Source organism: Paenibacillus jepli (assembly GCF_047238105.1).
In the GTDB taxonomy this organism is placed as follows: domain Bacteria; phylum Bacillota; class Bacilli; order Paenibacillales; family Paenibacillaceae; genus Paenibacillus_D.
Window position 1 is genome coordinate 1,843,034 of the sequence record NZ_JBDFMD010000001.1, and the last position, 14,826, is coordinate 1,857,859.

Annotated in this window: 14 protein-coding genes; 3 read left to right on the plus strand and 11 right to left on the minus strand. The window is 55.3% G+C overall.

Annotated features, from left to right (window positions below; all coding sequences use genetic code 11):
* Positions 1–208: 208 nt before the first annotated feature.
* The 9 genes from ABC336_RS08295 to ABC336_RS08335 all read right to left on the minus strand — a co-directional run bounded on the left by ABC336_RS08295 (position 209) and on the right by ABC336_RS08335 (position 7,026).
* Positions 209–463 carry a hypothetical protein gene (locus tag ABC336_RS08295; protein WP_413238206.1) on the minus strand — a complete coding sequence of 85 codons (255 nt, stop codon included), beginning with the start codon at positions 461–463 and terminating at the stop codon, positions 209–211.
* 380 nt (positions 464–843) lie between these two features.
* The gene (gene groL, locus ABC336_RS08300; protein ID WP_413238207.1) at positions 844–2,490 is read right to left on the minus strand and encodes a chaperonin GroEL; all 1,647 of its coding nucleotides are present in this window, start codon (positions 2,488–2,490) and stop codon (positions 844–846) included.
* 76 nt (positions 2,491–2,566) lie between these two features.
* Positions 2,567–2,848, minus strand: a complete 282-nt coding sequence (groES, locus tag ABC336_RS08305) for a co-chaperone GroES (protein ID WP_413238208.1) — start codon at positions 2,846–2,848, stop codon at positions 2,567–2,569.
* 199 nt (positions 2,849–3,047) lie between these two features.
* Positions 3,048–3,875 (minus strand): twin-arginine translocase subunit TatC, encoded by an 828-nt coding sequence (tatC, locus tag ABC336_RS08310; RefSeq protein ID WP_413238209.1) that lies wholly within the window; start codon positions 3,873–3,875, stop codon positions 3,048–3,050.
* Positions 3,876–3,938: 63 nt separating this feature from the next.
* Complete coding sequence (locus ABC336_RS08315; RefSeq protein WP_413238210.1) at positions 3,939–4,178, minus strand: twin-arginine translocase TatA/TatE family subunit; 240 nt, start codon at positions 4,176–4,178, stop codon at positions 3,939–3,941.
* A gap of 149 nt (positions 4,179–4,327) precedes the next feature.
* A complete protein-coding gene (locus ABC336_RS08320) occupies positions 4,328–5,353 on the minus strand; it encodes a molybdopterin-binding protein (RefSeq protein ID WP_413238211.1) in 1,026 nt (341 codons plus the stop codon).
* Positions 5,350–5,844 carry a MogA/MoaB family molybdenum cofactor biosynthesis protein gene (locus tag ABC336_RS08325; protein ID WP_413238212.1) on the minus strand — a complete coding sequence of 165 codons (495 nt, stop codon included), beginning with the start codon at positions 5,842–5,844 and terminating at the stop codon, positions 5,350–5,352. Before ABC336_RS08325 ends, ABC336_RS08320 begins: the two co-directional genes overlap by 4 nt.
* A gap of 52 nt (positions 5,845–5,896) precedes the next feature.
* On the minus strand, positions 5,897–6,373 hold the full coding sequence (gene moaC / locus ABC336_RS08330) for a cyclic pyranopterin monophosphate synthase MoaC (protein WP_413242470.1): 477 nt from the start codon (positions 6,371–6,373) through the stop codon (positions 5,897–5,899).
* Between the two features lie 5 nt (positions 6,374–6,378).
* Positions 6,379–7,026: a 5-formyltetrahydrofolate cyclo-ligase gene (locus tag ABC336_RS08335; protein ID WP_413238213.1), complete on the minus strand. Its 648-nt coding sequence runs from the start codon at positions 7,024–7,026 to the stop codon at positions 6,379–6,381.
* Positions 7,027–7,188: 162 nt separating this feature from the next.
* On the opposite strand from ABC336_RS08335, the gene ABC336_RS08340 reads away from it, so the two are divergent.
* Complete coding sequence (locus ABC336_RS08340; RefSeq protein ID WP_413238214.1) at positions 7,189–9,132, plus strand: ABC-F family ATP-binding cassette domain-containing protein; 1,944 nt, start codon at positions 7,189–7,191, stop codon at positions 9,130–9,132.
* Positions 9,133–9,214: 82 nt separating this feature from the next.
* Here the strand turns inward: ABC336_RS08340 and ABC336_RS08345 are convergent, their stop codons facing one another.
* On the minus strand, positions 9,215–9,865 hold the full coding sequence (locus ABC336_RS08345) for an NAD(P)-dependent oxidoreductase (protein ID WP_413238215.1): 651 nt from the start codon (positions 9,863–9,865) through the stop codon (positions 9,215–9,217).
* A gap of 417 nt (positions 9,866–10,282) precedes the next feature.
* Positions 10,283–11,824, minus strand: coding sequence for a 2-isopropylmalate synthase (locus tag ABC336_RS08350; RefSeq protein WP_413238216.1), 1,542 nt, complete (start codon positions 11,822–11,824; stop codon positions 10,283–10,285).
* A 1,105-nt stretch (positions 11,825–12,929) separates the two neighbouring features.
* On the opposite strand from ABC336_RS08350, the gene ABC336_RS08355 reads away from it, so the two are divergent.
* On the plus strand, positions 12,930–13,352 hold the full coding sequence (locus tag ABC336_RS08355) for a hypothetical protein (RefSeq protein WP_413238217.1): 423 nt from the start codon (positions 12,930–12,932) through the stop codon (positions 13,350–13,352).
* A complete protein-coding gene (locus ABC336_RS08360) occupies positions 13,352–14,422 on the plus strand; it encodes a phosphodiester glycosidase family protein (protein ID WP_413238218.1) in 1,071 nt (356 codons plus the stop codon). Before ABC336_RS08355 ends, ABC336_RS08360 begins: the two co-directional genes overlap by 1 nt.
* Positions 14,423–14,826: the final 404 nt, after the last annotated feature.

The following is a 14,826-nucleotide window of genomic DNA, read 5'->3' on the forward strand; positions in this document are numbered from 1 at the left end:
GATTATCAATTGCCATAATATAGACGACTTGTTCTTGATGATTAATTTCAAATAACACCCGGAAACTTCCCACCCGCAGTCGAAAACGCTTGTCATATCCTTTTAACGGCTTTATGTCACTACCGGTGGTCGAACAGTTAAGCCAAGCAATGATTTGCGTATGCGTTCCTGGATAGCCTTTTCTTGTTTGGCCACAAATTTAACGGCATCACGATTTAATGTCAGTCGGTAAGTTAAGCTCATTCATCGCTTCCTCCCAAGACATAAATCCGCTCTCGCTGTTTAATTGGCGTTCTTCTTCTTCGCTTAACGGTGCGGCATCCGGCTCCAATTTCGCAATATCCTCCCAATCAAGTTGATTCTGTTTTGTGGAAAGGTATTGCATAAAATCAAATGCCGATTGTTGTGCCGATTCGGTTAATTGATCAAATATTTGCATGACTTTATTTTTATCAACTGCCATTTATGACACCTCCGATACGGAGTTATTTCAGTGAATCCATTATATCACATTGTCAGCATAAACCTAATGGATTCGTGTTATACATCTTCCCTTCCATCATTCAGCAATATCTACTCTTCTATCAACTTTCGCCGAGAAAGTTGTCGGTAACGAGGTCAATGCAAAGGTTGTATATGTGCTTGGGAAGATGTACAAGGTGGAACGACCACTAATCGTTGATTCACTACGAAAATGCTTGAGTAACTTCGCAACGCAAAATAAAATAGGCTTCTCAATAAGTTCGAAGTTGAACTCATGAGAAGCCTCTTTTTTATTCAATGTGGTCAAACGGCGTTTCCTAAGACGGAAACCGCTGATGAATCAAGGGTTTAATCCCTTGATTACATCATGCCGCCCATGCCACCCATACCGCCCATGCCGCCCATGTCAGGCATGCCGGCGCCAGCTGCGCCTTTCGGCTCTGGCTTGTCAGCTACAACAGCTTCGGTCGTCAGGAACATCGCAGCGACGGAAGCTGCGTTTTGCAGCGCGGAGCGAGTAACCTTCGCAGGGTCAACGATACCCGCTTCGAACATGTTCACCCACTCGCCGGAAGCGGCGTTGTAGCCGATGCCGATTGCTTCGTTCTTGAGACGCTCGACGATAACGGAGCCTTCTTGACCGGCGTTGGCCGCGATCGTGCGTACAGGCTCTTCCAGTGCGCGCAGAACGATGTTCACACCAGTCTGCTCGTCGCCTTCAGTAGTCACTGCAGCAACTGCGTTGTATACGTTCACGAGGGCCGTACCGCCACCGGATACGATACCTTCTTCAACAGCAGCGCGTGTCGAGTTCAGGGCGTCTTCGATGCGCAGCTTGCGCTCTTTGAGCTCAGTCTCGGTAGCAGCGCCGACTTTGATGACAGCTACGCCGCCGGACAGCTTCGCCAGACGCTCTTGCAGCTTCTCGCGGTCGAAGTCGGAAGTGGTCTCTTCCAGCTGCGCACGGATTTGGTTGACGCGTGCAACGATGTCAGCGGAGTTGCCGCTGCCGTCGACGACGATAGTATTTTCTTTGGTGATGCGTACTTGACGCGCCGAACCGAGCTGCTCGATGTCGGTACCTTTCAGATCCAGACCCAGCTCTTCGGTGATCACTTGACCGCCAGTGAGGGCAGCCAGATCCTGCAGCATCGCTTTGCGGCGGTCGCCGAAGCCAGGTGCTTTGACGCCAACGCAAGTGAACGTACCGCGCAGTTTGTTGACAACCAGCGTTGCCAGCGCTTCGCCTTCGATATCTTCAGCGATGATCATCAGCTGCTTGCCGGATTGTACGACTTTCTCCAGTACAGGCAGGATCTCCTGGATGTTGGTAATCTTCTTGTCAGTGATCAGGATGTACGGATTGTCCAGCACAGCTTCCATCTTGTCCGTATCCGTAATCATGTATGGCGAGATGTAGCCGCGGTCGAACTGCATACCTTCGACAACCTCAAGCTCGGTGATGAAGCCTTTGGATTCTTCGACAGTAATTACGCCGTCGTTGCCGACTTTCTCCATCGCTTCAGCGATCAGTTCGCCTACTTCGTTGTCAGAAGCGGAGATGGCAGCAACCTGAGCGATCGATTGCTTGCCTTCGATGGGCTTCGCGATCGTTTTCAATTCAGCAACAGCCGTTTTCACAGCTTTTTCGATGCCTTTGCGGATAACCATCGGATTCGCGCCGGCGGTTACGTTTTTCAGGCCTTCGCGGATCATCGCTTGTGCCAGTACAGTAGCGGTAGTCGTACCGTCACCAGCGACGTCGTTGGTTTTGGTGGCTACTTCTTTAACCAGCTGAGCACCCATGTTCTCGAATGCATCTTCCAGTTCGATTTCCTTGGCGATCGATACACCGTCATTGGTGATCAGCGGGCTGCCGAACTTCTTCTCGAGTACGACGTTGCGTCCTTTTGGTCCAAGCGTAACTTTAACTGCATTTGCAAGCGCATCGACACCGCGGAGCATCGAGCGGCGAGCGTCTTCACTAAACTTGATATCCTTTGCCATAGCTTGATTAACCTCCTTAGATTTAAAACAAATAAGTATCTATCCTGCAATCTATGTGGGTTTCCTAACGCGTCTCTTAGCCGAAGATCGCGTGGATGTCGCTTTCCTTCATAATCAAATACTCTTTTCCATCGTACTTCACTTCTGTACCGGCATACTTGGAGAACAGAACGCGATCGCCTACTTTCACTTCCAGCTCTACGCGCACACCGTCTTTAAGCGCACCGATGCCAACTGCGATTACTTTGCCTTCTTGCGGCTTCTCCTTTGCCGTATCCGGCAGGACGATACCGCTAGCTGTAGTCTCTTCCTTCGCGATTGGTTCGATCAAAACGCGCTCACCCAAAGGTCTGATCATGAAAAATAGCCTCCTTTTAAATTTGTCGCCAAATATCGGCACATTTAGCACTCGACACCTCGCAGTGCTAACAGCCATTTTTATAATACCTATTTTACCTTCAAATTTCAAGTCCTCTTGCGAGAGTTTTCTGTAAAATGTCAACAGTCCCGTACATATCGGGGGTTCGATCTGTACGGGACTGTATGGAGGAACGGAATCATGCTTCGCTGTTCGCATAGCGGGCTTCGATCTCGGCGTCCTTCTCCAACTGCTTGCGATAGACCCGGCCGGACAGAAACACGCTGAACTCATATAGGATAATGAGCGGAATCGCCACTAAAATAGCGGACACAACGTCCGGCGGTGTGATAAGAGCCGATATGGTGATGAGCACGAAATACGCCACGCGTCTCATCTTGCGCAGACGGACCGGATTGAGGATGCGCAGCTTGGTGAGAAACATGATCAGGATCGGCAGCTCGAAAAGGAGCGAGATCGGAATGATAATATTAAACATGAATTGAAGGTACTGAATCGCACCGAAAGTCTCGACCAAGTCCAGACTTCGGGTGATTGCAGTCGTAAAATAATACGCCATGGGGAACACAACAAAATAAGAGAATGACAAACCCAGCAAGAGCATGATCAAGGCTAACGGAATATACCTGAGCGTTGCTCTTTGTTCACTCGGAGCCAAGGCGGGCTTTACGAAAGACCACAGCTGATAGAACGTAAACGGCAGCGTTACGAGAAGCGCCATAATGAGGGCGAACTTCATATAAATGCCTACCCCGTCCCAGAGCGAGAAGCTATGCACGGTCAGATGAACTGCCGGCTCCTGCGACATGAGGAAATCGTAGACGGGCTTGGCCAGTGACAACCCGGCCATCAGACCCAGGAGAAGCACCACCAGCACAGCAATGATCCGCTTGCGCAGCTCACCTACATGTCCGAGCAACGGCATCAGGCCTTCCTGGCCGATCCGCTCTGCAAAGGTCTCCTCCCTGCCTTTGCCGGAAGAGGCCTTTTTATTCTCTTCAGCCACCTGGAGAACCGCCTTTCTATGCCATATTCATTTCGTCTGATGTCACAAAAAAAGCGTCTCCGGTCAGTCCGGAAGGCGCTTGTTGTTCATTGGTTCTACCGAGCGCGAAGCATCAGCCTGCACGGCACCCACAGTTTTGCGTTCGTTCTGATCCTCATCGCCCATAATATCCTTGGCTCCACTCTTGAATTCTCTCAGTGTTCGTCCGAAAGCCCGGCCAAGCTCAGGCAGCTTGTTCGGTCCGAACAACAGCAGCGCCACGATCGCCAGAAAAATAATCCCTGTTGTACCCAAACCCATCATAGTCCTTAACCTCCTCCATCGATCATCCCGTAAAAACAGTCTATACTCAGCAAATCGATCTGCTTCATGCCTATGTCTCTCCAAGCAGTATTCCCAGAAACGCTCAAAGACTTGCAAGCCTGCAGCAGCGCGTGTCTCAGGTCGCACGGTCAACAGCCCAGCATACCGCCAAATCCCATCGTGACAATGTCCTCTCGCGTGATCACGTCGCCAGCCAAAATCCTCGGCAGCAGCACGTCGAACGACGTGTACGGATCATGCATGACGCAGCCCGGCAATCCCAAGATCGGGACGCCTCGCAGGTAACCCATCAACAGCATCGAGCCCGGCAGCATCGGCGTGCCATAGCTGACGATCTCGGCGCCGGCTTCGCGGATCGCGGCCGGTGTACGGTCATCCGGATCGACTGACATGCCGCCAGTTACTAGTATCATATCATAATCTGCGTCCAGCAAATAGAGTATTTCCTTGACAATTGTATGTCGATCATCGGGAGCAAATCGCTGCTCGATGACCTCGGAGCCGAATGCAGCCACTTTGTCGCGCACGGCCGGACCGAATCGGTCCTGGATGCGGCCGCTGAACACCTCGCCGCCGGTCGTGAGCAAGCCCACCCGCATCCGTCGAAACGGACGGATCCGCAGCGGCGCTTCTCCTCGCGCGTCCCGGTAACCCGCAAGCAGCTGCTCGGCGCGGGCGATCTTGTCGCGGTCAACGAATAGCGGGATCACTCTCGTGGCTGCGATCTTCTGGCCCGGCTGGACGACGGTGCGATGGGCTACCGTCGCCAGAGCGATCTCGCCCAGCCGGTTGATCTCATGCACCAGCTCGCCGTCGATCTCGAGCAGGCCGGCGCGTCCCGCCTTGATCGTCACCTTGCCTTCGTGGGGATCCGTTGCCTCCAGATCGGCCTCCACGCATAAGCCGGCAGCGAGCCGCTGCGCGGCCTCATCCTCATGAAGTTCGGTCTCACCGAGCTCCATGATATAGATATGCTCTTTGCCAATATCCAGCAGACGCGGGATATCCTCCTCCGTGATCAGATGCCCTTTGGTGAACAGCCGCCCCTTGAACTGACCGGGGATAATCTGGGTCAGATCATGGGCCAGCCGCAGCCCGACTGCCTCATGCACCGGAACCTCCGTCAGTCTCGTCCCGCCCTTGGCCCGGCTCATCGCTTGTGCTCCCCGATCGCGCCAGTAAGGATCTGCAGTGCATGAGGCAGCTGGTCCATGATCGCTACGAGACTCTCATGCACGCCCTTGGGGCTGCCCGGCAGGTTGAGGATCAACGACCGTCCGCGGATGCCGCAGATGCCCCGGGAGAGCATCGCCCGCTTGGTCTTCTGCATGGAGAACATCCGCATCGCCTCGGCGATACCCGGTACCTCCCGCTCGATGATGCGCTGTGTCGCCTCCGGGGTCACGTCGCGCGGTCCCAATCCGGTGCCGCCGGTCGTAAGCACCAGATCGGCCTGATAATAGTCGATCATCTCGATCAGCGCTGCCGTGATCTCGTCCTGTTCATCCGGCACGATCCGGTAGTCGACGATCTCGCCCCCGAGCTCTTCCTCTACCAGCTCTCGAATCACCTGGGCGCTCGTATCCTCCCGTTCCCCTGCCGAGCCTTTGTCGCTGGCTGTCAGTATCGCCACTTTCCATCTCATCCATAGCCCCCCAATCCTGTTCACCTTTCTTACCGCGCCTGCGGACCTCTTCTTATTCTGCTGCCTGGTAATCGCCGTTTTTGCCGCCCGCTTTATGGATGAGCATCGTCGGACCGATCAGCATATCCTTCTGCAGCGCCTTGCACATGTCATAGACTGTCAGAGCAGCGGCCGAGACCGCTGTCAAGGCCTCCATCTCCACGCCTGTCTTGCCGGTCGTCTTGACTGTTGCCTCGATGAAGAGCACATCGCTGTCGTTGTCATAGAATTGAATATCAATCCCTGTCAGAGGCAGCGGATGACACATCGGGATCCACTCGGACGTGCGTTTGGCCGCCATAATCCCTGCAACTTGGGCAACTGACAGCACATCTCCTTTGCTGATGCCGCCGCTCTTGATCTGCCGCAGCGTCTCTGCCGCCATCTTCACCGACGAGCGCGCGGAAGCGCTGCGGGCCGTCGTCTCCTTCTCCGAGACATCCACCATGCGGGCACGTCCTTGCTCATTGAAATGGGTAAAGCCTTTCATCATCCTCATCCCCTTTCTAACGTTGATGTCAGCCGGATCCCTTGCTCGGTAATGACGCCATCGATGACCGCATCATGCGGCTGCATCGGCACTTCGTCAATCATCTGCAGCTCATAAGCAAGACCGATCCACAGCGGTGCCGCAGCCCGCAGAGAATCGGCGGATGAGTCCGACTGCCGTGCCGGCATCTGCTCTCTGAACCGATCATAATACCCGCCGCCGTATCCCAGTCTTCCGCCTTTGGCGTCAAAGGCCAATCCTGGTACAAGGACCAGATCCGGCACGAACTGCGGCCCGCATGGCTCGGCCAGTCCAGGATCGGGCTCGCGGATCCCATAAGCCCCTGTGATCAGATGCTCCCAGTCATGGAGTCGGTACAAGGTCAGGGAACGGTCGAACGGATTGCTCACGGGGACGATCACCGCCCGGCCTTCCGACCATAACGACTCGATCAGCGCATCCGTGCGAACCTCCGACCGAAACGACAGGTAGAGCATGACGGATCCGGCGTCAAGACCGCGGATATAAGTCATCGCCAGCTCCGTGATCCGTCTGGAGCACTGGGCCCGCACCGTGTCATCCAGCCTGTCCCGGCGGTCTTTCATCACTTGCCGGAGCAAGCTCTTATCTGCTGCGGTCACCGGCTGCTTCATACGCTCTGCCTCTCCAGTCTTCTGTTGCTTTTGTTATGCTTTAGTTTACCATTGATCCCTGGATTTCGCCAAGACGCTCAGCAAACCTTGCGCGGCAGACAGAGACGTGCCGACTTTCATTATGGTACAATATAAGGATGAATCCATCGTCCGGAGGTTGCTATGCTGCTACAAGTATCTGATCTATCCAAAAGCTACGGCGTCAAGTCCGTACTCTCTCATATCACCATGCAGATCCAGGAGCGTGAGCGCATCGGTCTGGTCGGCGTCAACGGCGCCGGCAAGTCTACGCTGCTCAAGATCATCTGCGGCGAGATGTCAGCTGACTCAGGCTCGATCTTCAAGTCAAAAGAAACCCGCATCGGCTATCTCGCGCAGAACAGCGGGCTCCAGTCCGACCGTACGATCCAGGCGGAGATGCTGGCCGTTTTCTCGGAGCTGCTGGACACCGAGCAGGAGCTTCGCGCCATGGAACAACAGATCGCCGATCCTGCGATGCAGACTGATGAAAAGCGCTATCAGGATATTCTGGACCGCTATGCCGTCCGTTCGGAGTGGTTCCGCGAGCAGGGCGGCTTTGAGATCGACACCCGGATCCGCAGCGTGCTCCACGGGATGGGCTTCGGCACCTTCGACCCAGAGACGCCGATCCATACGCTTAGCGGCGGACAGAAGACCCGGCTGGCGCTGGCGCGCATCCTGCTGCAGGCTCCGGATCTGTTGATGCTCGATGAGCCGACCAACTACTTGGACATCCCGACGCTCACCTGGCTGGAGGACTATCTGCGCGGCTATCCCGGCGCCATCCTGGTCGTCTCGCATGACCGTTATTTTCTGGATGCGCTGGCGACCGCCATTGTGGAGATCGAACGCCACTCCGCCAAACGATATACCGGCAATTACAGCCGTTACATCGAGATCAAAGCTGCCGAATACGAAGCGACGATGAAAGCGTTCGAGAAACAGCAGGACGAGATTGCCCGCATGGAGGATTTTATCGAACGCAATATCGTCCGTGCTTCGACAACCAAGCGGGCGCAAAGCCGGCGCAAGGCGCTGGAGAAGATGGAACGGCTGGACAAGCCGCTCGGCGAGCTGAAGAAAGCCCACTTCGCCTTCAGCATCACGCGCCGCACAGGCAAAGACGTGCTGGAGGTCCAGCAGTTGTCGCTCGCCTTTGAAGGCCAGGACGAACCGCTCTTCCGGAATGTCGACTTTCGTCTGCAGCGTTCGGAGACGGTGGCCCTCATAGGGCCCAACGGTGTCGGCAAGTCTACTCTGCTCAAAGCGCTGATCAATCCTCATGCCAAGCTTGCCGCCGGCACAATCCGATGGGGGAGCAACGTCCAGATCGGCTACTATGACCAGGAGCAAACGGGACTAACCCCAAGCAACACGGTACTGGAGGAGGTCTGGGGCGCATACGCCCACCTGGAGGAAGCACGCATCCGCACCGTGCTCGGCAACTTCCTGTTCAGCGGCGAGGATGTGAAGAAACGGGTCTCGGCGCTCAGCGGCGGTGAGAAGGCGCGCGTGTCGCTGGCGAAGCTGATGCTGCAGGAGGCGAACGTGCTAATCCTTGACGAACCGACCAACCATCTCGACTTATTCAGCAAGGAAGTGCTGGAGTCTGCGCTGATGGAGTACGAGGGAACCCTGCTGTTTATCTCGCATGACCGGTATTTCTTGAACAAAATGGCCGAGCGGATTGTCGAACTGACACCGGCAGGGACACAACATTTCCTGGGAAATTACGACGAAATGATCGAGAAAAAACAGGAATTGCGGGAGCTGGAGGAGCTAGCCGCGGCGGAATCCGGCCAAAAAACGGCAGCCGCGGCAACATCTGCAGCCCCTTCGCCCACCTCGTCGTATGAGGCCGAAAAACAAGCCAAAAAAGATGAGCGGCAGCGGCAGCGCAAGCTGGAGCAAGCGGAGGCGGACATCGCTCGTCTGGAGCAGGTAATCGCTGCGTTGGAGGATGAGCTTACCCAGCCCGATATCTATAACGATTATGTAGCCGTAGGCGAACGTCAAGAAGCGATCGAACGCTATAAGGAAGAGCTGTCTGGCGTCTATGCGGATTGGGAAGAGCTGCTCAACTAATTGGATCATCTCAAGGGGCTGTCCCAAAGCGTCATCAGTTGATGACGGAGGGACGCCCCTTTTGTCATGTGTATCGTTGTTCCTAATAACAGATCCCGACCCGGCAACGGGTAAACGACAAATCCCACAACTGCTTATAGGCAAAATCCGCAGTATCCGGCACTGAAATTTCCCGCCCGCCGGCAGGCAGATATTCGCGTTCGACACGAATCTGTCCCGTACGCTCTCCATCTGGCAGGTAGGTGGGGCAGACAATCGTCCAGTTCGCATCGGACAGCTCCAACATCTCCCATACCCTGCGATGCTCCAGCGCGGCACGGGTCTGGGTACGCCGGGATTCGCTTGACTCGTAGCGCAGACGGTCCGGCTCCGCACGGCTTCGCAGGATCCCGGCCGTGCCGATCGTCACGAGCCGCCTGCCCCTCGACTCGGACATCGCGGAGAGGATGTGCGGCATCGTCTCGCTGAGTACCGTACCGCCGTCCGTACCGAGAGCGCTGAAAACCGCATCTGCGCCAGCGATTGCCGCACGGACACTTTGGTCGCTTCGCGCGTCTCCCTCGTATACTTGTAGCGTATCACGCCTCTTCATTCCCGCAAAAGACGCTTCCAACAGTGTCTCTAGACGCTGTATGTCCCGCACCAGCACCCTCACTTGATGGCCATCCGCCATCGCTTTCGACAACACCTCGCGTCCTACCCGGCCTGTCCCGCCAAATATGGCAATCTTCATTCCTTTGCCCCCCTTATTAGCACTAATCCCCGTCATCCACAGACTTATCCACAGCTTTCTGTGAATTGTTAGGCAATTCTGTCGATAATGAACCTTCCCAAACGGGCTTTTCTTCATAAAAAATTAAGATTGACATTTTTGCAAAGCCAATAATGAAAGTTTTACACACATTGTCCACATTATCCACAACAATCACTATGAATTTCTATCCCCAACCTAGCGGAATAAAAAAACGTTGATTTATCAATATCTACAAGAGTTACCCACAGATTGTGGAGGATATGTGGATAACTTTTGTTCACAGGGTCAGATTAATATTTCATATTCGTCGGCAAGTGGAGCTTGTATCGTGAGAGAAAGAGCCACAAGAGCGTGCCTCGTCGGCAGCTGCTTGCGGCTCTAACCTAGCGAAGCGAACTAGACTTGCGATTGCTGCCCTTTGCGGGCGGAGCTCAGCAGCGCCTGGTTGCAGGCGGCAACATAAGCGGTGGCGGCGGCCAGGATAATATCCTTGTGGATCGCCGTGCCCTGATGACGCGCTTGCTCGTGCAGGATGCTGACTACCGCTTCCCCGTGTGCATCCTCGCCTGTAGAGAGCGAATGCAGCTCCAGATCCTCGAACTGGGCCGCTACCGGGATCGCCTCCTGGATGCTGCGGATCACCGCTTCCAAAGGCCCCGTCCCCTCTCCGGTCCGGGTATGCAGGGCGCCGTCCTGAGTCCGCACCGTGATCTGAGCTGTGCACGACTGGGCGCCGCCTGTCTGCACCTGCAGATCCGTCAGTACATACGGATCATGCTGGGTTGCCGTCGCTTCGCCAACCAAGCGCAGCAGCTCATCGTCGGTGACGATCTTCTTCTCATCGGCCACCGCCTTGAAGCGGTTATAGACCTCCTCCAGCTGTTCTCCCGTCACCTCGATCCCGTACTCACCCATCCGGTGTTTGATCGCATGACGACCCGAGTGCTTGCCCAAGATGATCATGCTGCGCGGGATCCCCATCGCTTCCGGGTCCATGATCTCGTACGTATTGCGGTTCTTCAGCAAGCCGTCCTGGTGGATGCCGGATTCATGCTGGAAGGCGTTGCGGCCGACGATCGGCTTATTGTAAGCAATTGGGAAGTGCATCGTGCGGCTGACCAGCCGCGAGGTGGCATAGATCTCCGACGTGCGGATGCCAGTACCGGCCTGCAAGGCTTCTTGGCGTGTCTCCATCGCCATCACCAGTTCCTCCAGCGAACAGTTGCCCGCACGCTCCCCGATTCCGTTCACGGTTACCTCGATCTGGGTCGCTCCGCCGCGGATGGCCGCCAGCGAGTTGGCCACGGCGAGCCCCAAGTCGTTATGGCAATGGGCGCTATAGCGTACCTTGTCACCGCCGCGGGCCCCGCTGCGCACGGTCCGGAACAAGGCCTCATACTCATCCGGCAGCGCAATCCCCAGCGTATCCGGCAGATTGATGACGGTGGCGCCTTCCTCGATGACCGCTTCCACCAGCTCGATAACGAATGCCATGCCGGTCCGTGTCGAGTCCATCGGCGAGAATTCGATCTCATCGACCGAAGCTTTGCCGAAGGCTACCATCTCGCGGGCGATCCGGATGACCTCTTCCCGCGTCTTCTTGAGCTGGAAGTCCAGATGGATATCGGAAGAAGAGATGAACAGGTGCAGGCGGCGGCGAGCCGCATCCTCCGTAGCCCGGATCGCTGCTTCGATATCTCCTTTCACTGCGCGGGCAAATCCGACGATCTCCGTGTTTTGCAGCTCTCGCGAGATCTGCTGGACGGCGCTGAATTCGCCGGGGCTGGAGACGGGGAAGCCCGGCTCGATGATATCCACACCGAGCTTTTCCAATTGACGGGCGATGACGATTTTCTGGGCAGGGTCGATAGAAGCTCCTGGCGATTGTTCTCCGTCACGCAGTGTCGTATCAAAGATCCGAATATTTTGAATTGTCATAATAATCATCCTCCTGAAATGTTAGTATCCATACAAAAAAGCCCGCCGTCTCTTAGATTGTTAAGAGACGACAGGCTGCTGCTGCCGCGGTACCACTCTTGTTGGCCTGGAGCTCATGCTCCGGACCCGCTCGTCACCCGGTCACGGGGGTTAACCGTCGCGCCTTGCCGGGACTCAAGCGCTCACGCGCTTTTCCCTTTCCGGCACACCGCTCCCAGGCGAGTTCGGATCGTCTTCGGCTGTGTCGCACCACCCCACAGCTCTCTGGTTCCCGACGTGATTCCTACTGCTCCTGTTCATCGCGTTTCTCTATGCAATTCTATGCCGGCCAGCGCATACACGTGCCGCAGCCGGGCAGTAAAGTTTTATTGACATGTTAGCATCCTTCAATCGAACGGTATACAAGTTGGACACTTGCGAAGGCATCAAAAAAGGCCTGTCATCTCTATTGCAAGAGACGACAGACCATTGTCCGCGCGGTACCACCCTTGTTGACGCTCATGCTCCCCGGGGAGCGCGCCCACCTTACCTGCGTATCTGCTCTGGTCCGGATCCAAGAACCGATACGCTGCCCGATCACGGGGGCTGCCGTGAGGATGTACTCGTAACCGGCTTCGCCAAGCGTCCGTATTACGTTCCAGCCTCCCGCTCCCAGGCGAGCTTCAGATGGTATGGGGTGCGTCGCACCGTCCCGCAGCTCTCTGATCCATCCGCCGGTTGTCCGGCTTCTGGCCCCGATGCATCTTACTGTTCCTGTTCATCGCGTGTTCCGATATGGATGTCTTCCATGTATTGTTACCCAGTATAGCGACATCGATCCGGTCTGTCAACTATGAGAGGTTGTTCAAAAAGTCCGCTTTTGATCACGAAGTGATTCAGGAGGCGGGTTCGACGTCGAAGCTTGAATGCAGTCGGAACTTCCGGTGCTCACGTAGGTTCGCCTACGCTCCGCTCCTCACTTCCTCCTGCCTCCAATCTTCTCGGTGCTGAAAACCGACCTTTTTGAACACGCACTATGAGTCATTTCTCATCCAATTCTCACCGGTTTATTCGCAACTTTTGGACTCCGGCTGCGTCTTATTTGTTGAGGTGAGGAGACCAAGCTATGAATCAAGATATTCAGACATCCAAGGGCCTACCAGAGAGAGGAGCCCGACGATCGACGACGAAGTCCGTGGTGGTATTTTTGCTGGTATGGGTCGTGCTTATCGGCTCAGGCATAGCCGGCGCCATCTGGTACTCAGACAAGAAGCAGGCCGAGTTGACCGCTGTGATCGAGCAGCAGACTGCCAGGCAGATCGCAGCCGTACAGGCAGACTATCAGACTCAGATCGCCCAGTTGCAGGACGGATTTGCCACCGAGATCACCCAGTTGGAAGGCAAGGTTAATGCCCTAAACGAGCTGCTGACTTTCGCCAAGGACAATACGACGGAGAAGACAGATAACAGCAATCAATTATATACACAGATTAATGAGGTCAACAAAAAACTGAACGAGCTCAAACAGAGCCTGGATGTGTTGAAATAATGAAGATCAAGCATATCAACCGTCTGGCTCTGCTGACCTGTGCTCCGTTCCTTGGCGTCCTGGCGTGGCTGATCATCTTCAACCCCGCCGTCGAACTGAACGAACTGCCGCAGGAGATCACTGCCCCTGCTTCGCAGGTCACAGCGTCCGAATACACAGGCAGCCTTATCCAGGAACTGGACAAGGCCAAAGAAATGGCGACCGTTACCGCGCAGGCGATCAAGCGGGACACCCAGCTCTATGAGCAGACCAACAAGGAAGTGAATGCGCTGCTGCAGCTGGCCAGCAACCAGGCCGGCCGGGCATGGCACATCTATGACCGACGGATCGTACGAAAGCTGGGATATGCTGCGGAGGAAGTCCAGAGCGAGAAGCTGACTGCACAGCTCTTCCATATCAAAGCACAGCATTTCAGAGGGTATGCGCTCAAGGTCAAGCTCAAATCGGAGAACGCCATCGACATGGTCCTTGGACACGATACGTTCGGGCGCAGCGAGACGACGATGTCCGCCGTCAAACGGTACAATGCGCTCGCAGGCATCAATGCCGGCGGTTTCGCCGACAGCCGCAGCGGTCGTTATCCACTTAGTACGACTGTGACCAACAGCGAATACGTCAACGGCTTCGAGCCTTCGTTTGCCGACCTGTTCTTCGTCGGACTGAGCGAGGATCTCAAGCTGATCGGCGGCAAATACGCCTCTCGCGAGCAGTTGGACCAGGAGAATCCGCGGTTCGGGGCATCCTTCGTACCGATCCTGCTCAAGAACGGTGTCGTCCAGCCCATCCCGGAGAAATGGAAGACAAGCCCGCGCCGAGCGCCACGGACAGTGATCGCCAATTACAAGGACGATCAGCTGCTGTTCCTCGTTACCGACGGCTCGGATGAATACGGCAATTCCGGCGCTACGCTGCAGGAGCTGCAGATTCTGCTCTCCCGCTTCGGCGTGAAGGATGCGTATAACCTGGACGGCGGCGGCTCATCGACGCTCGTCTTCAACGGCCGGGTCGTCAACAAGCCCTCCGACGGCAACCTGCGGCAGCTCGCCACCAACTTTTTATTGTTCAAATAGGAGACAAACCTGCAGCGGCTGGTATAGCCGGAGTCTGACCGATGGTCAGCTCTGGATATCCAGCCGCTGTCTTTTATACATTCATCATCACCCGATAAGCGCAAAAGTCAGGCTGTTGAAAAAAGAAAGCCTACAGTCACGGATCGATCTTCCGATCGCTGTTGTCCCCAGATTTCTTTGATTTTTACCCCTTTTAGGGGTGAATCCGGGGACAAAGGCGAACGCTGCGCTTCTCCAGATTCGATTCCGTGCCTCTCCGGCCATTTTTCAACAGCCTGAAAAGTGCATCTAAATTCGCCGAAAACCTAATTCACCTTGGATAAGTGCCTGAATCCGTGATATAAGACGAGTGAAATATGAGTTAATCAAAGAAAAACAGACCTATGGTGGCGAAAAGTAAAGAT